We start from the raw sequence: 20,725 nt of genomic DNA on the forward strand, positions 1-20,725 counted from the left end.
TACCGGCCGCCGCCCCCGCGTGAGTCAGTCCGCCGGCTTCTCCCACACCGACACGTGCTGCCGGCTCGCGGCGGTGAAGGGTTCCCGGGTCCAGCCGTCCCACCGCTCACGCAGCCGCAGCCCCGCGAGCCGGGCCATGAGATCCAGCTCGGCCGGCCACACGTACCGGAACGGAATCTCCAGGTGCGTACCGCGGCCGTCCACGACCTCGACATGGTGCGAGGTGACCGACTGGGTCGGCACGTCGTAGAGATCGAACCCCAGCCGCCCGCCGTCCACCCGGAACGGCACCGCGTCCTGCCCGGGCGGCAGCCGGCGCAGATCCGGCACCCCGACCTCGACGACGAAGCAGCCGCCGGGCGCGAGCTGCCCCGCGACGGTGCGGAAGCACTCGACCTGGGCGTCCTGCGAGGTCAGGTTCATGATCGTGTTGTAGACGAGGTAGGCGACGGTAAAGGCACCGGTGCCGTCCGCCTTCGTGGTCGCGAAGTCCCCGATCGTCACCCCGACCGCGTCACCGCCGGGCTTGGCCCGCAGCCGCTCCACCATCGCGCGGGACAACTCGATCCCGTGCACCTCGACACCGCGCCGCACCAGCGGCAGCGCGATCCGCCCGGTCCCGACGCCGAGTTCGAGCGCCCGGCCGCCCTCCCCGGCGAGCCCCGCGAGAAACTCCACGGCCGGCCCCACGACCGCGGCCTCGAACATCTCAGCGGACGTCTGGTCGTACCGCGCCGCGACCACTTCCCCGAAGTACCCGTCATCACCGGTCACCGGGCGACGGTACTGCGCAACCCGCTCCCGACGCGCGCCATTTAGGCGCGCGATGCCGGGGAACGGGCCATGACGGCGCCTTCATCGCCGCCTGCGTCACCACCGCGACCAGGCTCTGCGGCATGAGCTGACCCCGCCATGGACAACCGCCGGCGCACCGGCCCCGCCCCGGGTGACTGCCGGCCACAAATTCATGCAAGCACGCTTGATTGTTTTCTGCCCCGCTGCCATGCTCCCCCCATGGCCGACCCGACGCCCGTCATCGACGACCTGCGTGCCGAGAGCGACGAACTCGACCTGCTCGTGGCCGAGTTGAGCCCCGAGCAATGGGCCCTGCCGACGCCCGCGCCCGGCTGGAGCGTCGCGCACCAGATCGCGCACCTCGCCTGGACCGACCACTCGGCGCTGCTGGCCGTCACGGATGCCGGTGCCTTCCGGGCGCTGGTGGAGAAGGCGCTCGCCGCCCCGGACTCGTTCGTGGACGAGGGTGCCGAGCAGGGCGCCCGGCTCGCTCCCGCCGAACTCCTCTCCACCTGGCGGGCAGGACGCGCCGAGCTGGACCGGGCGCTGCGCGCGGCGGCACCCGGCGCCCGCTTCCCCTGGTACGGGCCACCCATGGCCGCCGCCTCCATGGCGACCGCTCGGCTCATGGAGACCTGGGCCCACGCCATGGACGTCGCCGAAGCCCTGGGTGTGATGCGCCCACCCACCGACCGGCTCAGGCATGTGGCCCGGCTCGGGGTCCGTACGCGCGACTTCGCCTACACCGTCCACGGCCTCACACCGCCCGCCGACGCGTTCCGGGTGGAACTGACCGCACCCTCCGGGGAGCTGTGGGCGTACGGCCCCGAGGACGCACCCCAGCGCGTCGCCGGCCCCGCCCTCGACTTCTGCCTGCTGGTCACCCAGCGCGCCCACCGCGCCGACCTCGCCCTGACCGCCACGGGCCCGGACGCGGACCGCTGGCTGGACATCGCGCAGGCCTTCGCGGGCCCGCCCGGCACCGGCCGCCCGCCGAAGGCGACCGAGCGGTGAACGCCCTGCGCATAGGCAACTTCTCCGGCTTCTACGGCGACCGCGCCGACGCCCTGCGCGAGATGCTCACCGGCGGCGAGGTCGACGTCCTCACCGGCGACTACCTCGCCGAGCTGACCATGCTGATCCTCGCCCGGGACCGGCTGAAGGACCCCGGCGCCGGCTACGCGCGCACCTTCCTGCGCCAGTTGGAGGACTGCCTCGGCCCCGCCCACGAGCGCGGGGTGCGGATCGTCACCAACGCGGGCGGCCTGAACCCGGCCGGACTCGCCTCGGCCGTACGGGGGTTGGCCGAGCGGTTGGGGATCCCCGCGCGCGTCGCACACGTCGAGGGCGACGAGCTGACCGCCGGGTATCCCGGTGCCCTCGCCGCCCACGCCTACCTCGGCGGTTCCGGTATCGCCGAGTGCCTGAAGGCCGGCGCGGACATCGTCGTCACCGGGCGCGTGACCGACGCGGCGCTCGTCACCGGGCCCGCCGCCGCCCACTTCGGCTGGCGGCCGAAGGAGTACGACCGCCTCGCCGGTGCCGTCGTCGCCGGACACGTGCTGGAGTGCGGGACCCAGGCGACCGGCGGGAACTACTCCTTCTTCCACGAGGGGGACGTACGCCGCCCCGGCTTCCCGCTCGCCGAGGTCCACGCCGACGGCAGCTGCGTCGTCACCAAGCACCCCGGCACCGGCGGCTTCGTCGACGTCGGCACGGTCACCGCCCAGCTGCTCTACGAGACGGGCGGCGGCCGGTACGCCGGGCCCGATGTCACCACCCGGCTGGACACCGTACGGCTGAGCCAGGACGGGCCGGACCGGGTGCGGATCGAGGGCGTGCGCGGGGAGGCACCGCCGCCCACGCTCAAGGTCGGGGTCAACCGGCTCGGCGGCTTCCGCAACGAGGTCGTCTTCGTCCTCACCGGGCTCGACATCGAGGCCAAGGCGGCCCTGGTGCGCGAGCAGCTCACCGCGGCACTGGCCGGGTCGACGCCCGCCGAGGTCCGTTGGGACCTCGTCCGCACCGACCGCGCCGACGCCGGCACCGAGGAGACCGCGAGCGCCCTGCTGCGGCTCGTCGTACGGGATCCCGACCAGCAGGTCGTGGGACGGGCGCTCAGCGGGGCCGCCGTGGAGCTGGCACTGGCCAGCTATCCGGGCTTCCATGTGCTGGCACCCCCCGGGAAGGGCGCCCCCTATGGCGTCTTCGAGGATGTGTACGTGCCCCATGGTGCCGTGGACCATGTGGCCGTCCTCCACGACGGAACGCGGATCCCGGTGGCGCCGCCCCAGGAGACGCGCGCTCTGGACGCCGTACCGCAGCCGCCTCTGCCCGAGCCCCTTCCGGCCGGGCCCACCCGCCGGGCGCCCCTCGGGCTGGTCGCCGGAGCCCGCAGCGGGGACAAGGGCGGCAACGCCAACGTCGGGGTGTGGGCGCGGTCGGACGAGGCCTGGCGGTGGCTCGCCCACGAGCTGACCACCGAACGGTTCCGGCGGTTGATCCCCGAGAGCCGGGACCTGCCCGTCACCCGGCACGTGCTCCCCGGCCTGCGGGCCCTGAACTTCGTCGTGGAAGGCATCCTCGGCGCCGGCGTCGCCGCCCAGCACCGCTTCGACCCGCAGGCCAAGGCCCTCGGCGAATGGCTGCGCTCCCGCCACCTGGACATCCCGGAGACCCTGCTGTGACCGTTCTCCCCACCTCCCTGGACCCCGCGGGCGCCGACTACCGGGAGGCCCGCGAGGCCATGCTCGGCAAGCTCGCCGACCTGGACGCCGAACACGCCAAGGCACTCGCGGGCGGGGGTGAGAAGTACGTCCGGCGGCACCGCGAACGCGGCAAGCTGCCGGCCCGCGAGCGCATCGAGCTGCTGCTGGACCCGGACACCCCGTTCCTGGAACTGTCCCCGCTGGCCGCCTGGGGCAGCGAGTACACCGTGGGCGCCTCCCTGGTCACCGGCATCGGGGTGGTGGCGGGCGTGGAGTGCCTGATCACGGCGAACGACCCGACCGTGCGCGGCGGTGCCAGCAACCCGTGGAGCCTGAAGAAGGCGCTGCGCGCCAACGACATCGCCCTGACCAACCGGCTGCCCTGCGTCAGCCTGGTGGAGTCGGGCGGCGCCGACCTGCCCTCGCAGAAGGAGATCTTCATCCCGGGCGGGGCCATCTTCCGCGACCTCACCCGCCTGTCCGCCGCCGGCATCCCGACGGTCGCCGTCGTCTTCGGCAACTCCACCGCCGGCGGCGCCTACATCCCCGGCATGTCCGACCACGTGATCATGGTCAAGGAGCGCGCGAAGGTGTTCCTCGGCGGTCCGCCGCTGGTGAAGATGGCCACCGGCGAGGAGAGCGACGACGAGTCCCTGGGCGGCGCCGAGATGCACGCGCGCGTGTCGGGCCTCGCCGACTACTTCGCCGTGGACGAGCACGACGCGCTGCGCCAGGCCCGCCGGGTCGTGGCCCGCCTCAACCACCGGAAGGCCCACCCCGACCCCGGCCCGGCCGAGCCGCCCCGGTACGACGCCGACGAACTCCTCGGGATCGTCCCCGGCGATCTGAAGACCCCGTTCGACCCGCGCGAGGTCATCGCCCGGATCGTCGACGCCTCCGACTTCGACGAGTTCAAACCGCTGTACGGCACGAGCCTGGTCACCGGCTGGGCGGCCCTGCACGGCTATCCGGTCGGGATCCTCGCCAATGCGCAGGGCGTCCTGTTCAGCGCCGAGTCGCAGAAGGCCGCCCAGTTCATCCAGCTCGCCAACCAGCGCGACATCCCGCTGCTGTTCCTGCACAACACCACCGGCTACATGGTCGGCAAGGAGTACGAGCGGGGCGGGATCATCAAACACGGCGCGATGATGATCAACGCGGTGAGCAACAGCCGGGTGCCGCACCTGTCGGTGCTGATGGGCGCCTCGTACGGAGCCGGGCACTACGGCATGTGCGGCCGCGCCTACGACCCCCGCTTCCTGTTCGCCTGGCCCAGCGCCAAGTCCGCGGTGATGGGCCCGCAGCAGCTCGCCGGCGTGCTGTCCATCGTGGCCCGGCAGTCGGCGGCGGCGAAGGGGCAGCCCTACGACGAGGAAGCGGACGCGGCCCTGCGCGCCATGGTCGAGCAGCAGATCGAGTCCGAGTCGCTGCCGATGTTCCTGTCCGGGCGGCTGTACGACGACGGCGTCATCGACCCGCGCGACACCCGCACCGTCCTCGGCCTGTGCCTGTCCGCGCTGCACACCGCGCCCTACGAAGGCGCGCGCGGCGGCTTCGGCGTCTTCCGGATGTGAGGGACCACGTGATTTCGACCGTACTCGTCGCCAATCGGGGCGAGATCGCCTGCCGGATCTTCCGCACCTGCGGTGAGTTGGGAATCCGGACCGTCGCCGTGCACTCGGACGCCGACGAGAACGCGCTCCACGCACGCGTGGCCGAGACGGCGGTACGACTGCCGGGCGCGGCACCGGCGGACACGTATCTGCGCGGCGACCTGATCGTGAAGGGCGCCCTCGCCGCCGGCGCCGACGCCGTGCACCCCGGCTACGGCTTCCTCTCCGAGAACGCCGGCTTCGCCCGGGCCGTCCTCGACGCCGGCCTCACCTGGATCGGCCCGCCCCCGCACGCCATCGAGGCCATGGCGTCCAAGACGCGCGCGAAGCGGCTGATGGGGCTGGAGCCGCTGGGCGAGGTCACCGACGCCGACCTGCCGGTCCTGGTGAAGGCGGCCGCGGGCGGCGGGGGGCGCGGGATGCGGGTCGTGCGCCGCCTGGCGGAACTGCCGGCCGCGCTGGAGTCCGCACGCGCCGAGGCCGCGAGCGCCTTCGGCGACGGCGAGGTCTTCGTGGAGCCGTACGTCGAACGCGGCCGCCACGTCGAGGTGCAGATCCTCGCCGACACCCACGGCACCGTCTGGCCGCTCGGCACCCGCGACTGCTCCCTCCAGCGCCGCCATCAGAAGGTCGTCGAGGAGGCCCCCGCGCCGGACCTGCCCGCCCCGCTCACCGAGGAGCTCCAGGAACTGGCCGTGCGCGCCGCACGCGCCGTCTCCTACGTCGGCGCCGGCACCGTCGAGTTCCTGGTCGCCGGCGGACGCGCGCACTTCCTGGAGATGAACACCCGCCTCCAGGTCGAACACCCCGTCACCGAGGCGGTCCACGGCGTCGACCTGGTCGCGGAACAGATACGGATCGCCGAGGGGCACGCCCTGCCCGCGCAGCCGCCCCCCGCGCGCGGGCATGCCGTCGAGGCCCGCCTCTACGCCGAGGACCCCGCCCGCGACTGGGCCCCGCAGACCGGCGTCCTGCACCGCCTCGCCGTACCGGCCGGCGTCCGCCTGGACACCGGCTACACCGACGGCGACGCCATCGGCGTCCACTACGACCCGATGGTCGCCAAGGTCGTCGCCCACGCCCCCACCCGCGCGGAGGCGATCCGCCGGCTCGCCGGTGCCCTCCGGACGGCCGGGATCCACGGCCCGGTCACCAACCGCGACCTGCTGGTGCGCTCCCTGGAGCACCCGGAGTTCACCACCGCCCGCATGGACACCGGCTTCTACGACCGTCACCTGACCGACCTGACGGCACCGGCCGACGACCCCCACGCGCCCCTGGCCGCCGCCCTCGCCGACGCCCACGGCCGCTCCCGGTTCGGCGGCTGGCGCAACGTGCCCGCACAACCCCAGATCAAGCGGTACGAGATGGCGGGCGAGGAGCACGAGGTCCGCTACCGGCACACCCGGCAGGGGCTCGCGGCGGACGGGGTGCGTGTCGTGCACGCCGACGCCCGCAGGGTCGTCCTCGAAGTGGACGGCGTACGGCGCACGTTCGACGTCGCACGCCACGGCGACCAGGTCTTCGTCAACGCGACCCGCCTGACCGCCCTGCCCCGCTTCCCCGACCCCGCCGCCCAGCTCGCCCCCGGCTCCCTGCTCGCGCCGATGCCCGGCACGGTCGTACGCGTCGCCGAGGGCCTGGCGGAGGGCTCGGCCGTCCAGGCGGGCCGGCCCCTGATCTGGCTGGAGGCGATGAAGATGCAGCACCAGATCGCGGCACCGGCCGACGGGACGCTGACGGCGCTGCCGGTGGTCCCCGGACAGCAGGTCGAGATGGGCACGCTCCTGGCCGTGGTCGACAGCAGCGAGTCCTAACCACGCGGAGCACCGCGCGAGCAACCACACCCGAGCCGCACGCGGAGGAAGCATGAGCACCCTCATCGAGTCCGAAGAGCACAAGGCACTACGGTCCGCGGTAGCGGCCCTCGGCAGGCGCTACGGCCGCGAGTACCTCACCCGCACCGTCGCGGAAGGCAGGCCCCTCACCGAACTCTGGGCCGACGCGGGCAAACTCGGCTACCTCGGTGTCAGCCTGCCGGAGGCGTACGGCGGCGGAGGCGGCGGCATCGCGGAACTGTCCATAGTCCTTGAGGAATTGGGCGCGGCGGGCTCCCCGCTGCTCATGCTCGTCGTCTCACCCGCGATCTGCGGCACGGTGATCTCACGCTTCGGCACCGACGCCCAGAAGCGGCAGTGGCTCCCCGGGATCGCCGACGGCACCCGCCTCATGGCCTTCGGCATCACCGAGCCCGACGCCGGCTCCAACAGCCACCGCATCACCACCACGGCCCGCAGGGACGGCACCGACTGGCTGCTCACCGGCCGCAAGGTCTTCATCTCCGGTGTCGACATGGCCGACGCCGTCCTGATCGTCGGCCGCACCGAGGACGCCCGCACCGGACGCCTCAAGCCCTGCCTGTTCATCGTCCCGACGGACGCCGAGGGCTTCCAGAAGCGTCCGATCGACATGGAACTCAGCGCCGCCGAGAAACAGTTCGAGCTGGTCCTGGACGACGTACGGCTGCCCGCCGAGGCGCTGGTGGGCGACGAGGACGCCGGTCTGCTGCAACTGTTCGCCGGGCTCAACCCCGAGCGGATCATGACGGCCGCCTTCGCCATCGGGATGGGCCGCTACGCGCTGGGCAAAGCGATCGAGTACGCCCGCGACCGCACCGTCTGGAAGGCCCCCATCGGCGCCCACCAGGCCATCGCCCACCCCCTCGCGCAGGCCCACATCGACCTGGAGCTGGCCCGGCTGATGATGCAGAAGGCGGCCCATCTCTACGACGCCGGCGACGACATGGGCGCCGGCGAGGCCGCCAACATGGCCAAGTACGCGGCCGGGGAGGCCTGCGTGCGGGCCGTGGACCAGGCCGTGCACACCCTCGGCGGCAACGGCCTGACCCGCGAGTACGGGCTCGCCTCGCTGATCACGGCCGCACGCGTGGCCCGCATCGCCCCGGTGAGCCGGGAGATGATCCTCAACTACGTCTCCCACCAGAGCCTGGGCCTGCCCAAGTCCTACTAGGCCCTGTCCGACGATTCGCGTCTTCGGGCGACGACGCGAATCGTCGGACAGGACCTGGGGTCTGCCCGACAACGCGCGTCGCCGCGCGAAGCGCGGCGGACGGGAGTTGCCGCACAGCCCAGGAGCCCGCGAACCGTCCCGGAGGAACCGTGTTCCGCAGCGAGTACGCAGACGTTCCGCCCGTCGACCTCCCCATCCACGAGGCCGTCCTCGGCCGGGCCGCCGAGTTCGGCGATCACCCCGCGCTGATCGACGGCACGGACGGCACCACCCTCACGTACGAGCAGGTGGACCGGTCCCACCGGCGCCTCGCCGCCGCGTTCGCCGAGGCGGGCGTCCGCAAGGGCGACGTCCTCGCCCTGCACAGCCCCAACACCATCGCCTTCCCGACCGCCTTCTACGCGGCCACGCGCGCGGGCGCCGCCGTCACCACGGTGCACCCGCTCGCCACCGCCGAGGAGTTCGCCAAGCAGCTCGCCGACAGCGCGGCCCGCTGGATCGTCACCGTCTCCCCGCTCCTGGCCACCGCCCGGCGGGCCGCCGAACTGGCGGGCGGGATACGGGAGATATTCGTGTGCGACCACGCACCCGGGCACCGCTCGTTGACCGGCCTGCTCGCCACCACCGCCCCCGAGCCGCACATCGTCCTCGACCCGGTGGAGGACATCGCCGCCCTGCCGTACTCCTCCGGCACCACCGGCACGCCCAAGGGCGTGATGCTCACCCACCGGCAGATCGCCACCAACCTCGCCCAGCTGGAGCCCGCCGTCGCGGCCGGACCCGGCGACCGCATCCTCGCCGTCCTGCCGTTCTTCCACATATACGGCCTCACCGCCCTCATGAACGCCCCGCTGCGCCACGGCGCGACGGTGGTCGTCCTGCCCCGCTTCGACCTGGACACCTTCCTCACCGCGATCGAGACCCACCGCATCACCGGCCTGTACGTCGCCCCGCCGATCGTCCTCGCCCTCGCCCGTCATCCCGCCGTCGACCGCCACGACCTCTCCTGCCTGAAGTACGTCATCAGCGCCGCCGCCCCCCTGGACGCCCGGCTGGCCGCCGCCTGCGGCGAGCGGCTCGGGCTGCCGCCGGTCGGACAGGCGTACGGCATGACCGAGCTGTCGCCCGGCACCCACGTGGTCCCGCTCGACCGCATGCGGCAGGCCCCGGCCGGCACGGTCGGCAAGCTCATCGCCGGCACCGAGATGCGGATCGTGTCCCTGGACGACCCCGGCGAGGACCTCGGCACCGACCAGCCGGGCGAGATCCTCATCCGCGGCCCCCAGGTGATGAAGGGCTACCTCGGCCGCCCCGACGCCACCGCCGACATGATCGACGCCGAGGGCTGGCTGCACACCGGGGACGTCGGCCGCGTCGACGCCGACGGCTGGCTCTTCGTCGTCGACCGCGTGAAGGAACTCATCAAGTACAAGGGCTTCCAGGTGGCCCCCGCCGAACTGGAGGCCCTGCTGCTCACCCACCCCGGCATAGCCGACGCGGCGGTGGTCGGCGCCCGCGACGAGGACGGCAACGAGATACCGCACGCCTTCGTCGTCCGCCGGCCCCCCGACGGCCCCACCGAGAACGAGATCATGCTGTACGTCGCCGAACGCGTCGCCCCCTACAAACGCGTCCGCAAGGTCACCTTCGTCGAGGACGTGCCCCGCGCCGCCTCCGGGAAGATCCTGCGACGGCAGTTCAGGGAGCACCCGTGACCGCATTGATCACCCGCACGCGCACGCGTGCCGTGGAGACCCTCAGCCTGGACTCCACCGGCACCCGCAACGCCCTGTCGGCCGCCCTCGTCGGCGAACTGGCCGCGGCCCTCGCCGACTGCGGGACGGACCCGGACGTCCGCGCCGTCGTCCTCACCCACACCGGCGGCACCTTCTGCGCGGGTGCCGACCTGCGCGACCCGCCCGCCCCGGACGCCTTCGTCGGGCTGCTCCGGGCCATCGTCGAACTGCCCAAACCCGTGGTCGCCCGGATCACCGGACACGTCCGCGCGGGCGGCCTCGGCCTCGTCGCCGCCTGCGACCTCGCGGCATCGTCCGCGGCGGCCACCTTCGCCTTCACCGAGGTACGGATCGGGGTGGCCCCCGCGGTGATCTCACTGCCCGTCATCCCGCGCACCGATCCGCGCGCCCTGGCCCGCTACTACCTCACCGGCGAACGCTTCGGCCCCGCCGAGGCCGTGGGCCTGGGCCTGCTCACGACCGCGGCCGAGGACGTGGACGAGGTCCTCGCACCCGTCCTGGACGGCCTGCGCCGCTCCGGCCCCCAGGCCCTGGCGGAGACGAAACGGCTGCTCACGGCTAGGGTGCTGGAGACATTCGACCGGGACGCGGCGGACCTGACCGCTCTGTCGGCCCGGCTGTTCTCCTCCGGCCAGGCCCGGGAGGGGATGACGGCCTTCCTGGAAAGACGGGACGCGGCATGGGTGGTGTGACGGCGTGAACACGACGGAACGCAACCACCCGCCCGAACCGGCCGCCGGGACGAGCGGCGCTTCCGAGTCGGCCGCCGGGACGAGCGGCGTTCCCGAGTCGGCCGCCGGGACGAGCGGCGTTCCCGAGTCGGCCGCCGGGGCGAACGGGGCTTCCGAGTCGGCCGCCGGGGCGAACGGGGCTTCCGAGTCGGCCGCCGGGACGAGCGGCGCTTCCGAGTCGGCCGCCGGGACGAGCGGCGCTTCCGAGTCGGCCGCCGGGACGAGCGGCGCTTCCGAGTCGGCCGCCGGGGCGAGTGGCGTTCCCGAGTCGGCCGCCGGGGCGAACGGGGCTTCCGAGTCGGCCGCCAAGCGCGGGCGCGCGCTCGAGCCCGGCCGCGGTCCCCGGGCGGACGCCGAGCCCGCCCGCGCCCCCGAGCCGGACGCCAAGCCCGGCCGCAGTCCCAAGCAGGACCGCAGCCGGGCCACCCGGCAGCGGCTTCTGGAGGCCGCCGTGGCCTGTCTCGCCGAGCACGGCTGGGCGGGCTCCACGGTCTCCGTCGTCGCCGAACGCGCCGGCGTCTCCCGGGGCGCCGCCCAGCACCACTTCCCCACCCGCGAGGACCTGTTCACCGCCGCCGTCGAGTACGTCGCCGAGGAACGCTCCACCGCGCTGCGAGCCCTGTTCCCGGACGGCCCCGCCGACCGCCGTGCCGTCGTCGCCGCCCTCGTCGACCTCTACACCGGCCCCCTCTTCCGCGCCGCCCTGCACCTGTGGGTGGCCGCCTCCAACGAGGAGCAGCTGCGGGACCGGGTGACCGAGCTGGAGGCCCGCGTCGGCCGCGAGACCCACCGCATCGCCGTCGACCTGCTCGGCGCCGACGAGGCCCTCCCCGGAGCGCGCGAGACCGTCCAGGGCCTCCTCGACATGGCCCGCGGGCTCGGCCTCGCCAACCTGCTCACCGACGACACCGCCCGCCGGGCCCGGGTCGTCGCCCAGTGGGGCGCGTTGCTGGAGGAGGCGCTCGGCTGACCGGAGGGTGACCCGGGCCACATCCGTATGGCGTGGTGCACAGTACAGTTGGCCCATGCTTCCGATGCTCGTCCGACGCCGCCACGTGGACTACGTGCGCGTCACGAGCATGGGCTGTCGGCGCTTCTCCGCCTGACCCAGCCCCCTTTTCTCACGTGTCTCCTTTTTCTCCTCTTCCGGCACCGGGGGCCGTCCTACCCCTCGGCGGCCACCCGTGCCCCGTACACCCTGCGGACGCACCCATGACCTCGCACACCGCGACGACCCCGTCGTACGACCAGCTGCCCGTCATCGACCTGTCGGCCGCCGACCGCGGACCCCGGGACCGGGCCCTGCTCCACGCCCGACTGCACAGCGCCGCCCACGACGTCGGCTTCTTCCAGCTCGTCGGACACGGCGTGACGCAGGACGAGACCGACGCGCTGCTCACCGCCATGCGCGCCTTCTTCGCCCTCCCCGAGGCCGACCGGCTCGCCCTGGACAACGTGGGCTCCCCGCACTTCCGCGGCTACACCCGCACCGGCGACGAGCGCACCGGCGGTTCCCGCGACTGGCGCGACCAGCTCGACATCGGCGCCGAACGCCCCGCCCGTGTCCCGGGCCCCGGCGAGCCCGCGTACTGGTGGCTGCAGGGCCCCAACCAGTGGCCCGCCGCCCTGCCCGAGCTGCGCACGGCCGCCCTGGCCTGGATCGACAGGCTCAGCGCGGTCGCCGAGCGCCTGCTGCGCGAACTGCTGACCGCCATCGGCGCCCCGGCCGGCTTCTACGACCCGGTGTTCGGCGCCCACGCCCACCCGCAGCTCAAGCTCGTCCGCTACCCCGGCAGCGCGGGCGACGGCACGGACCAGGGTGTCGGCGCGCACAAGGACTACGGCTTCCTGACCCTGCTCCTGCAGGACACGGTCGGCGGCCTCCAGGTCCAGCGCGAGGACGGCCGCTTCCACGACGTACCGCCCATCCCGGGCGCCTTCGTGGTCAACCTCGGTGAACTGCTGGAGGTGGCCACCAACGGCTACCTCCTCGCCACCAACCACCGCGTCGTCAGCCCGCCCGGAGCGACCGAGCGCTACTCCGTGCCGTTCTTCTACAACCCCCGCCTGGACGCGAGGATCGAACCCCTGCCGTTCCCGCACGCGGCCACGGCCCCGGGCGTCACGAGCGATCCGGCCAACCCCCTGTTCGCCGAATACGGCTACAACGAGCTCAAGGGCAAGCTCAGGGCCCACCCGCTGGCGGCCCGGCGGCACCACGCGGTCACGCCCGCCTGAGCGCGGATCACCGAGGCGGGACCCGCCTGGGCGCGGATCACCGACGCGAGACCCGCCTGAGCGCGGATCCCTGCCGCGGGACCCGCTTGGGCGCCGGCCCCTGCCGCGGGACCCGCTTGGGAGCGGATCACCGACGCGAGACCCGCCTGAGCGCCGGCCCCCCGCCTGGGCACCGACCACCGCCCGGGCCCGGGACCCTCACACGCCGCTACCGGCCGAGACGGCACCGGGCCGAGACGGAACCCGGCTCAGTGGGCGATGTCCGCGTATCCCGAGACGTCCTGCGGCCCACGCGGGCCGGGGCCGACGTACCGGGCGGAAGGCCGCACCAGCCGTCCCGTCCGCTTCTGTTCGAGGATGTGCGCCGACCACCCGGCGGTCCGCGCACACGTGAACATCGACGTGAACATGTGCGCCGGGACCTCGGCGAAGTCCAGCATGATCGCCGCCCAGAACTCCACGTTGGTCGCCAGCACGCGGTCCGGCCGGCGATTGTGCAGCTCCTCCAGCGCCGCCTTCTCCAGCGCCTCCGCGATCTCGAACCGCGGCGCCCCGAGTTCCCGCGCCGTACGCCGCAGCACACGCGCCCGCGGGTCCTCGGCCCGGTACACCCGGTGCCCGAACCCCATCAGCCGCTCACCCCGGTCCAGGGCCTGCCTGACGTAGGCCTCCGCGTCGCCCGTGCGCTCGATCTCCTCGATCATCCCGAGCACCCGGGAGGGCGCACCCCCGTGCAGCGGTCCGGACATCGCACCGACCGCACCCGACAGGGCCGCGGCGACGTCGGCACCCGTGGAGGCGATGACCCGCGCCGTGAAGGTCGACGCGTTCATCCCGTGCTCGGCGGCGGACGTCCAGTACGCGTCCACGGCGGCCACGTGCTTGGGGTCCGGCTCACCGCGCCAGCGGATCATGAACCGCTCCACGACCGAGCTCGCCTTGTCGATCTCCCGCTGCGGCACCATCGCCAGCCCCTGCCCGCGCGCCGACTGGGCGACGTAGGACAGCGCCATGACGGCGGCCCGGGCGAGGTCCTCACGGGCCTGCTCCGCGTCGATGTCGAGCAGCGGTTTCAGGCCCCACACCGGGGCCAGCATGGCCAGCGCCGACTGCACGTCCACCCGGATGTCCCCGGAGTGCACCGGGATCGGGAACGGCTCGGCGGGCGGCAGGCCGGGGTTGAAGGCACCGTCGACCAGCAGTCCCCACACGTTCCCGAAGGAGACGTGCCCGACCAGGTCCTCGATGTCGACGCCCCGGTAACGCAGGGCACCGCCCTCCTTGTCGGGTTCGGCGATCTCCGTCTCGAACGCGACGACTCCTTCGAGCCCGGGTACGAAATCGGACATCAGGCGGCTCCTAGTGATGTGTCGGCGGCGGTCACCCCGGTGATGCCCCGATCGGCCGGTGGTCACCCGTGGTCACCCGTTCCGCAGGGGGACCAGCACGATAACCCCCGGTGTCACCGTTGGGGAGACCTCGCGACACCGAGTGCCAGAAGCGTTCGATACGGCAAGATGACCGCGTGACCGACCGCGAACCGCTCCTGGACCCCCTCCTCGATCCCGCTGCCATGCGCAAGCAGTACCGGGCGGCCGGACTGGACGAGAAGAACCTCGTCGCACACCCGATGGACCAGTTCGCCGGCTGGTTCGAGGACGCCGCGCGGGCGGCCTCACACGGCACGCTCTACGAACCCAACGCGATGGTCGTCTCCACGGCGGACGGCGCGGGCCGCCCCACCTCGCGCACGGTCCTGATGAAGCACTTCGACAGCGACGGCTTCGTCTTCTACACCAACTACGACTCCCGCAAGGCCCGCGACCTGGCGCAGAACCCGTACGTCTCGCTGCTCTTCCCCTGGCACCCGATCGCCCGCCAGGTCATCGTCACCGGCATCGCCCGCCGCACCGGCCGCGACGAGACCGCCGCCTACTTCCGCACCCGCCCGCACGGCTCCCAGCTGGGCGCCTGGGCCAGCGCCCAGTCCTCGGTGGTCGCCTCCCGCGCGGAGCTGGACGCCGCCTACGCCGAGCTCGAGGCCCGCTACCCCGAGGGCGAACGGGTCCCGGTCCCGCCGCACTGGGGCGGCTTCCGCGTCGCCCCCGAGACGGTCGAGTTCTGGCAGGGCCGCCAGAACCGCCTCCACGACCGCCTGCGCTACGCCGCCCAGCCGGACGGCACATGGAGGGTGGAGCGGCTGAGTCCGTGACACCTCCCGGTGACGGACATCGCGAGCCGTGGAACGCAGACGACCCGCGAGCTCGGGTCCTGCGCCTCTCGGCGAAGAAGCCGGCCGGACGTACCGGCGAGCTCGCGGGTCGGGTGACTGCCTGGGATTGGGCCGGCTGTACGCGTCTGTCACGCACGGGTCCGGCACCGCACTGGATGGGGTGACGGGCCGCTAGCCCGCAGCCACCTCACGCGTCCGGTTCTCATACATCTGCCGAACCACCTCCCTTCTCGTGTGAGCGACAGCCTAGGAAACCGGGAGGAGAGGCTCAACTGTTTTTCGGTACGGTCCCGCCCATGACCGAACTCAGGCTCGCCACCGTCGACGACGACCTCATGCTCGAGCAGTGGCGGCACGTGCACAACGTGGTCGTGCCGGTGGCGGCGATGTCCCCGGCGGACGCCCGGGAGCGGCTGGGGCGGTACCGGCTGGAGAACGCCTATGCCGGGGACGTGCTGGTCGGGTGTTCCACCGTGCGGCCGCCTGCGGGCGCCGGGGGCGTGGCCACCGTCATCGCGCGCGTGCTGCCCGGGTTCCGGCGGCGCGGGTTCGGGACGGCCGTCTACAAGCACGCGCTGGCCCACGCGCGCGTGCTGGGTGCCGGGGTGATCGAGACATGTGTGCTCGCCGTGAACGAGGACGGGCTGCGGTTCGCCGTGCGGCGGGGGTTCACGGAGATCGACCGGTACGTGCTGGACGGGGAGCGGGACGAGTGGGTGGACCTGCGGCTCCCGCCGGACGGCACCGGGCATTGATTCCGGCAATCTTGCTGGAACATGATGTGGGCTGCATCACGTTCCAGTTGAATGAAGCGAGTGAGTGAACCGAGTGTCCACATGCGCGGACGCAGCCTCCAGGGGGTCCAGGTGAGTGCTTCCCGGCGGAGTGGGACCACGGACGAGCTGGGGCCCGACGAGCCCGGTGAGTCCCCGGGGTCCGATCTGCTCGCCGCGCTGCTGGACGGCATGGACGCGGCTCTGTGTGCCCTGGACGCCGACGGGGTCGTGACCCACTGGAACCGGGAGGCCGAGCGGATCCTCGGCTGGACCGCCGCCGAGGCCGTGGGGCGGCACGGGTTCGCGGGGTGGGCGGTGCGCAGCGCCGACGCCGAGGAGGTGCAGGCCCGGCTGATGTCCGCGATGACCGCGCCGGGCCGGCAGGTGCACGAGTTCGCTCTCGTCACGAAGGACGGCGGGCGGGTGCTCGTACGGACCCAGTCGGCCGCCGTGCGCGGCCCCGACGGGAAGCCGGCGGGCGTGTACTGCGCGTTCAGCGAGGTGCACGCGCAGATCGATCTGGAGCGCTCGATCGCGCTGAGCGAGGCGCTGCTGCAGAACGCGTCGTGGGGGGTGGTGCTCGTCGACGCGGATCTGCGGCCCGCCGTGGTGAACGCGCACGCCGCCCGCGCGCTGGGCATCAGGCGTACGTCCGTGCTGGGGCGGCCGCTCGGTGAGCTGCTCGCGCAGGGTGTGGAGGAACTGGAGGCCGCGCTCACGCATGTGCTGGCCGAGGGCGCGCCGCCGGCTCCCGCCGAGATGTGGGTGACGGTGCGCACCCCGGAGGGTGAGAAGCGGCGCTGCTGGCGCAGCGGGTTCCTGCGGCTGGCCTCGCCGCTCGCGGAGGAACCGGTGCCGCTCGGGGTCGCCTGGCTCTTCCAGGACGTCACCGAGGCCAGGCAGGGCGAGCAGGAGGCGTCGCTGCTGCGCTTCCGCACGAATCAGCTGCACCGCGCGTCCCGGGCCGCGGCCGAGTGCGAGGACCCGGCGGAGGCGGCCACGGTCCATCTGGACTTCGCCCTCGCCGGTTTCGCCGACCACGCGCTCATCGACCGGTTGGCGGCCGCCCCGCGGCCGGCCGAGGGGGCGCAGGGTCCGGTGCGGCTGGTGCGGCTGGCCGCCACGCCGGCCGGGGCGCCGGGCCCGAGCCGGCTGACCGGCGCGGCCGGGCTGCCCGTGCGGTACGGGGAGGGGCATCCGGCCCTGCGCTGCGTGGAGCGGGCCGGGACCGTGCGGGCGGATGCCGGATCCGGCCCGCCGGAGCGCGCGCGGGAGTGGGCGCTGGAGCGGCAGTGGCCCGAGGACGCGGCGCACGCCCTGTGCGTGGTGCTGCGCAGCAGGGCGCGGACGCTGGGTGTGGTGACCTTCCTGCGCGCGGCGGGCCGCAGTCGCTTCGAGCGGCACGACATGGCCTACGCGGAGGACGTGGCCGGCCGGATCGCGACGGCCCTCGACCTGGCGGCGGTGGGGCGCGAGGAGCCGGAGGTCTAGCGGCGGCGCGGGAGCGGGCGGCCGCGGTGACTGTGGTGACTGGCGGGGCTGTGGTGACTGCGTGACTGGTGGGGCCGCGGCGACCGGCGGGGCTGTGGTGACTGCGTGGCTGGCGGGGCCGCGGCCGTCCCGCTGTGCCGCGTTCGGGAGGTGACCCGCGGGGCGCGGGCCGGTCAGTGGCGGTAGAAGATCCGGTCGCCGTAGTCCCGCATCACCCGGCCGTTCCACTCGTGGCCGCCGTCGACGTTGCCGGAGCGCAGGAGCGGGGGCTCGACGCCGCGGTCGGCCAGGGCGGCGGCGGCGGTGGCCATGACGGCCTGCATGAGGGCCGTCGTGACGACGGTGGACGCGGGGGCGAAGGGCGCCGGAATGGTGTCGAGGGTCAGTTCCGCGTCCCCGACAGCGATCTTCGAGTCGAGGACGATGTCGCAGTGGTCCTTCAGGAAGGTGCCGGAGGTGTGCCGGGACCGGGTCTGCGAGGCGTACGCGACCGAGGTGACGCCGATGACCCGCACCCCGAGCGCGCGGGCGTTCATGGCCATCTCCACGGGCAGGGCGTTGCGGCCGGAGAGGGAGATGATCACGAGGGCGTCGCCGGACCGCACGGGGGAGGTGTCGAGGACGGCGCTCGCGAGCCCGTCGACCCGTTCCAGGGCGGAGCCGAGGGTGGCCGGGGTGACGTCGACGCCGACGACGCCCGGTACGGCGAGCAGGTTCATCAGGGCGAGGCCGCCGGCACGGTAGACGACGTCCTGCGCGGCCAGGGACGAGTGCCCGGCTCCGAAGGCGAACAGCCGGCCCCCGGCGGCGACGGTGTCGGCGAGCAGGCCGCCCGCCGCGGTGATCGCCCCGGCCTCCTCCTCGCGGGCCCGCTGCAGCAGGCCGATGGCGGCGTCGAAGAACAGCTCGGCAGGCGTGCCGTCGCTCATGCGGTGCCCCTTCGCAACGTCTGTGTCGCGGATCACCGTGCGGTCTGGACCAGTGCGGTGTCAATACGGCCGTCAGGCGCGGCCCGGACCCGGCCGGGCGCGGGGGGTCGTGTGGTCCGCCCGCGGCCGGCACCGGCCCGCGTCCGCGGGTCCGCCCGTGTCCGCCCGCGGCCGGCATGGCTCGCGCCCGCGGGTCCGCCCGTGCGCGCCCGCGGCTCGCACCGGCTCGCGCCCGCTCGCACGGCCGCCCCGGCACCGCGCCGTCGGCCCCCGTTTCCGCGGTACCGCCCGCTTGTCAGTGGGATCCGGCAGAATTGGTGTCAGGGCCAGCGCACGCGGCCGGGCTGCCGGCAGATGTAATCGAGGGGCACGTATGTCCGGACTGATCGACACCACGGAGATGTATCTCCGCACCATCCTCGAGCTCGAAGAGGAAGGCGTCGTCCCCATGCGCGCCCGCATCGCGGAGCGGCTCGACCAGAGTGGGCCGACGGTGAGCCAGACGGTGGCGCGTATGGAGCGCGACGGGCTGGTGTCCGTGGCCAGCGACCGCCACCTGGAGCTCACGGACGAGGGGCGCCGGCTGGCGACGCGCGTGATGCGCAAGCACCGCCTCGCCGAGTGTCTCCTGGTCGACGTGATCGGCCTGGAGTGGGAGCAGGTGCACGCGGAGGCCTGTCGCTGGGAGCACGTGATGAGCGAGGCCGTCGAGCGCCGGGTGCTGGAGCTGCTGCGCCACCCGACCGAGTCGCCGTACGGCAACCCGATCCCGGGCCTTGAGGAGCTGGGCGAGAAGGACGGGGCCGATCCGTTCCTGGACGAGGGCATGGTCTCGCTGGCCGACCTGGACCCGGGCACGGACGGCAAGACGGTCGTCGTCCGCCGTATCGGCGAGCCGATCCAGACCGACGCGCAGCTGATGTACACGCTGCGGCGGGCGGGTGTGCAGCCCGGTTCGGTGGTGAGCGTGACCGAGTCCGCCGGTGGGGTGCTGGTGGGCAGTGGCGGCGAGGCGGCCGAGCTGGCGGCGGACATCGCCTCCCACGTGTTCGTCGCCAAGCGCTGAGCAGGAGAGGGCCCCGGCACCCTGTGGGCGCCGGGGCCTGTCCTCCCCAGTCGACCTGGAGCCCCGAGCTCTCAAGGTCATCCCCTCGGACCGTTTTTCCCCGAGCGGTCCGCCTCCCGCCAGAAAGATCCCCTCGGCGGCGGCGATCATTCCTTGGGAGGTGTCACTCGAATGAGGGGTGTTGTCCGCAGGCACGGAATTATCGAATGGCCATTCGATAGTCTGCGGCGGCAGTACGACGGCAGAACACCGGTGCGAGGCAGGCGGAGCTGGGGGGTACCAGGCCCATGGCACGGCGTATCGACGTGACGGGAGCGGGCGGCGTGCGGCTGGCCGCCTGGGAATTCGCCGACCCTCCCAAACGGGACCCGGACGGCGCGGATCCCGCGTTCGCGGAAGCGTTCCCCCCGGGACCGGCGCCCGGCGGCCCCGGTGTGCTGTTACTCCACGGCCTCATGGGCCGCGCCTCCCACTGGGCCGCGACGGCCCGCCGGCTCGCCGAGCGCCACCGCGCCGTCGCCCTCGACCAGCGTGGCCACGGGCAGAGCGAGAAGCCCCCGCAGGCCGCCTACACCCGTGAGGCCTACGTCGAGGACGCCGAGGCCGCCCTCGAACAGCTCGGCCTCGCGCCCGCCCTCCTCATCGGCCACGCCATGGGCGCGCTGACCGCCTGGCAGCTGGCGGCCAAGCGGCCCGACCTGGTGCGGGGCCTGGTCATCTGCGACATGCGGGCCTCCGCGCTCGGCGCGGCCTCGCAGCGCGAGTGGGCCGACTGGTTCCGGTCCTGGCCCCTCCCCTTCGCGACACTCGCCGACGTCCGCAAGTGGTTCGGCGAGGACGACCCCTGGGTGGAGCGCCCCAACCCGGCCCGTGGCGCGTTCTACGCCGAGGTCATGCACGAGTGCGCGGACGGCTGGCGCCCCGTGTTCGACCCGGAGCTGATGCTCGCCTCCCGGGAGACGTGGGTGCACGACGCCCACTGGGAGGAGCTGGCCCAGGTCCGCTGCCCCGCGCTGGTCGTCCGCGGCCTGGACGGCGAGCTGGGCCGCGCCGAGGCCCAGGAGATGGTCCGCGTGCTGCCCCACGGGGAGTACGCCGAGGTCGCCGACGTCGGCCACCTCGTGCACTACGACCGTCCGGACGCCTGGCGGACGGCGATCGACCCCTTCGTCGACCGGGTCCTGACCGGCTGACGGCGCCGGCCGCTGACGGCGCCGGCCGCGCCGGACCGGCCCGCCCGGGTGCGTGCGGAAGCGGTGACCCCCGGCCCGCCCGGGTGCGTGCGGAAGCGGTGACCCCCGGCCCGCCCGGGTGCGTGCGGAAGCGGTGACCCCCGGCCCGCCCGGGTGCGTGCGGAA

General features: G+C 73.7%; 17 protein-coding genes. 14 read left to right on the forward strand and 3 right to left on the reverse strand.

Annotation, left to right across the window (positions count from 1 at the left end; genetic code table 11):
• Nucleotides 1-24 precede the first annotated feature (24 nt).
• A complete protein-coding gene (locus ABVB68_RS01070; RefSeq protein WP_353598887.1) occupies nt 25-774 on the reverse strand; it encodes a class I SAM-dependent DNA methyltransferase in 750 nt (249 codons plus the stop codon).
• A gap of 240 nt (nt 775-1,014) precedes the next feature.
• Here ABVB68_RS01070 and ABVB68_RS01075 point away from each other — a divergent pair, with 240 nt between their 5' ends.
• The 9 genes from ABVB68_RS01075 to ABVB68_RS01115 all read left to right on the forward strand — a co-directional run bounded on the left by ABVB68_RS01075 (nt 1,015) and on the right by ABVB68_RS01115 (nt 12,872).
• Nucleotides 1,015-1,809 carry a TIGR03084 family metal-binding protein gene (locus tag ABVB68_RS01075; RefSeq protein ID WP_353598888.1) on the forward strand — a complete coding sequence of 265 codons (795 nt, stop codon included), beginning with the start codon at nt 1,015-1,017 and terminating at the stop codon, nt 1,807-1,809.
• Nucleotides 1,806-3,482, forward strand: coding sequence for an acyclic terpene utilization AtuA family protein (locus ABVB68_RS01080; protein ID WP_353598889.1), 1,677 nt, complete (start codon nt 1,806-1,808; stop codon nt 3,480-3,482). The genes ABVB68_RS01075 and ABVB68_RS01080 overlap by 4 nt, the downstream gene beginning before the upstream one ends.
• Nucleotides 3,479-5,077: an acyl-CoA carboxylase subunit beta gene (locus ABVB68_RS01085; protein WP_353598890.1), complete on the forward strand. Its 1,599-nt coding sequence runs from the start codon at nt 3,479-3,481 to the stop codon at nt 5,075-5,077. Before ABVB68_RS01080 ends, ABVB68_RS01085 begins: the two co-directional genes overlap by 4 nt.
• 8 nt (nt 5,078-5,085) lie before the next feature.
• Nucleotides 5,086-6,933: an acetyl/propionyl/methylcrotonyl-CoA carboxylase subunit alpha gene (locus ABVB68_RS01090; protein ID WP_353598891.1), complete on the forward strand. Its 1,848-nt coding sequence runs from the start codon at nt 5,086-5,088 to the stop codon at nt 6,931-6,933.
• 52 nt (nt 6,934-6,985) lie between these two features.
• Nucleotides 6,986-8,146: an acyl-CoA dehydrogenase family protein gene (locus tag ABVB68_RS01095; RefSeq protein WP_353598892.1), complete on the forward strand. Its 1,161-nt coding sequence runs from the start codon at nt 6,986-6,988 to the stop codon at nt 8,144-8,146.
• Between the two features lie 149 nt (nt 8,147-8,295).
• Nucleotides 8,296-9,861, forward strand: coding sequence for a 4-coumarate--CoA ligase family protein (locus tag ABVB68_RS01100; RefSeq protein WP_353598893.1), 1,566 nt, complete (start codon nt 8,296-8,298; stop codon nt 9,859-9,861).
• A complete protein-coding gene (locus ABVB68_RS01105; RefSeq protein WP_353598894.1) occupies nt 9,858-10,595 on the forward strand; it encodes an enoyl-CoA hydratase family protein in 738 nt (245 codons plus the stop codon). Before ABVB68_RS01100 ends, ABVB68_RS01105 begins: the two co-directional genes overlap by 4 nt.
• A gap of 478 nt (nt 10,596-11,073) precedes the next feature.
• Complete coding sequence (locus tag ABVB68_RS01110; RefSeq protein WP_353599139.1) at nt 11,074-11,604, forward strand: TetR/AcrR family transcriptional regulator; 531 nt, start codon at nt 11,074-11,076, stop codon at nt 11,602-11,604.
• A 242-nt stretch (nt 11,605-11,846) separates the two neighbouring features.
• Nucleotides 11,847-12,872, forward strand: coding sequence for an isopenicillin N synthase family dioxygenase (locus tag ABVB68_RS01115; protein ID WP_353598895.1), 1,026 nt, complete (start codon nt 11,847-11,849; stop codon nt 12,870-12,872).
• Nucleotides 12,873-13,120: 248 nt separating this feature from the next.
• Here the strand turns inward: ABVB68_RS01115 and ABVB68_RS01120 are convergent, their stop codons facing one another.
• Entirely contained in the window at nt 13,121-14,221 is a 1,101-nt protein-coding gene (locus tag ABVB68_RS01120; RefSeq protein ID WP_353598896.1) for a citrate synthase 2, read from the reverse strand.
• Nucleotides 14,222-14,397: 176 nt separating this feature from the next.
• Between ABVB68_RS01120 and pdxH the strand changes: the two genes are divergently transcribed.
• From pdxH to ABVB68_RS01135, 3 genes are all read left to right on the forward strand, one after another.
• Nucleotides 14,398-15,084, forward strand: a complete 687-nt coding sequence (gene pdxH / locus ABVB68_RS01125; RefSeq protein ID WP_353598897.1) for a pyridoxamine 5'-phosphate oxidase — start codon at nt 14,398-14,400, stop codon at nt 15,082-15,084.
• A 317-nt stretch (nt 15,085-15,401) separates the two neighbouring features.
• Complete coding sequence (locus ABVB68_RS01130; protein ID WP_353598898.1) at nt 15,402-15,860, forward strand: GNAT family N-acetyltransferase; 459 nt, start codon at nt 15,402-15,404, stop codon at nt 15,858-15,860.
• 111 nt (nt 15,861-15,971) lie between these two features.
• Nucleotides 15,972-17,372: a PAS domain-containing protein gene (locus tag ABVB68_RS01135; RefSeq protein ID WP_353599140.1), complete on the forward strand. Its 1,401-nt coding sequence runs from the start codon at nt 15,972-15,974 to the stop codon at nt 17,370-17,372.
• Between the two features lie 173 nt (nt 17,373-17,545).
• On the opposite strand, the gene ABVB68_RS01140 is transcribed toward ABVB68_RS01135, so the two are convergent.
• The gene (locus ABVB68_RS01140) at nt 17,546-18,301 is read right to left on the reverse strand and encodes an SIS domain-containing protein (protein ID WP_353598899.1); all 756 of its coding nucleotides are present in this window, start codon (nt 18,299-18,301) and stop codon (nt 17,546-17,548) included.
• A gap of 373 nt (nt 18,302-18,674) precedes the next feature.
• Here ABVB68_RS01140 and ABVB68_RS01145 point away from each other — a divergent pair, with 373 nt between their 5' ends.
• Together ABVB68_RS01145 and ABVB68_RS01150 are read left to right on the forward strand one after the other, a co-directional pair.
• Nucleotides 18,675-19,367, forward strand: a complete 693-nt coding sequence (locus ABVB68_RS01145; RefSeq protein ID WP_353598901.1) for an iron-dependent transcriptional repressor DtxR — start codon at nt 18,675-18,677, stop codon at nt 19,365-19,367.
• A gap of 287 nt (nt 19,368-19,654) precedes the next feature.
• Nucleotides 19,655-20,560 carry an alpha/beta fold hydrolase gene (locus ABVB68_RS01150; protein ID WP_353598902.1) on the forward strand — a complete coding sequence of 302 codons (906 nt, stop codon included), beginning with the start codon at nt 19,655-19,657 and terminating at the stop codon, nt 20,558-20,560.
• Nucleotides 20,561-20,725 lie beyond the last annotated feature (165 nt).

The organism is Streptomyces sp. NPDC096012, assembly GCF_040426375.1.
Classification (GTDB): domain Bacteria; phylum Actinomycetota; class Actinomycetes; order Streptomycetales; family Streptomycetaceae; genus Streptomyces.

Bases quoted from the DNA above. Each gene is read 5' to 3' on its own strand.
- ABVB68_RS01150 (WP_353598902.1), top strand. From the start codon at position 19,655: ATGGCACGGCGTATCGACGTGACGGGAGCGGGCGGCGTGCGGCTGGCC.
- ABVB68_RS01095 (WP_353598892.1), top strand. From the start codon at position 6,986: ATGAGCACCCTCATCGAGTCCGAAGAGCACAAGGCACTACGGTCCGCG.
- ABVB68_RS01075 (WP_353598888.1), top strand. From the start codon at position 1,015: ATGGCCGACCCGACGCCCGTCATCGACGACCTGCGTGCCGAGAGCGAC.
- ABVB68_RS01130 (WP_353598898.1), top strand. From the start codon at position 15,402: ATGACCGAACTCAGGCTCGCCACCGTCGACGACGACCTCATGCTCGAG.
- ABVB68_RS01145 (WP_353598901.1), top strand. From the start codon at position 18,675: ATGTCCGGACTGATCGACACCACGGAGATGTATCTCCGCACCATCCTC.
- ABVB68_RS01140 (WP_353598899.1), bottom strand. From the start codon at position 18,301: ATGAGCGACGGCACGCCTGCCGAGCTGTTCTTCGACGCCGCCATCGGC.
- ABVB68_RS01115 (WP_353598895.1), top strand. From the start codon at position 11,847: ATGACCTCGCACACCGCGACGACCCCGTCGTACGACCAGCTGCCCGTC.
- ABVB68_RS01120 (WP_353598896.1), bottom strand. From the start codon at position 14,221: ATGTCCGATTTCGTACCCGGGCTCGAAGGAGTCGTCGCGTTCGAGACG.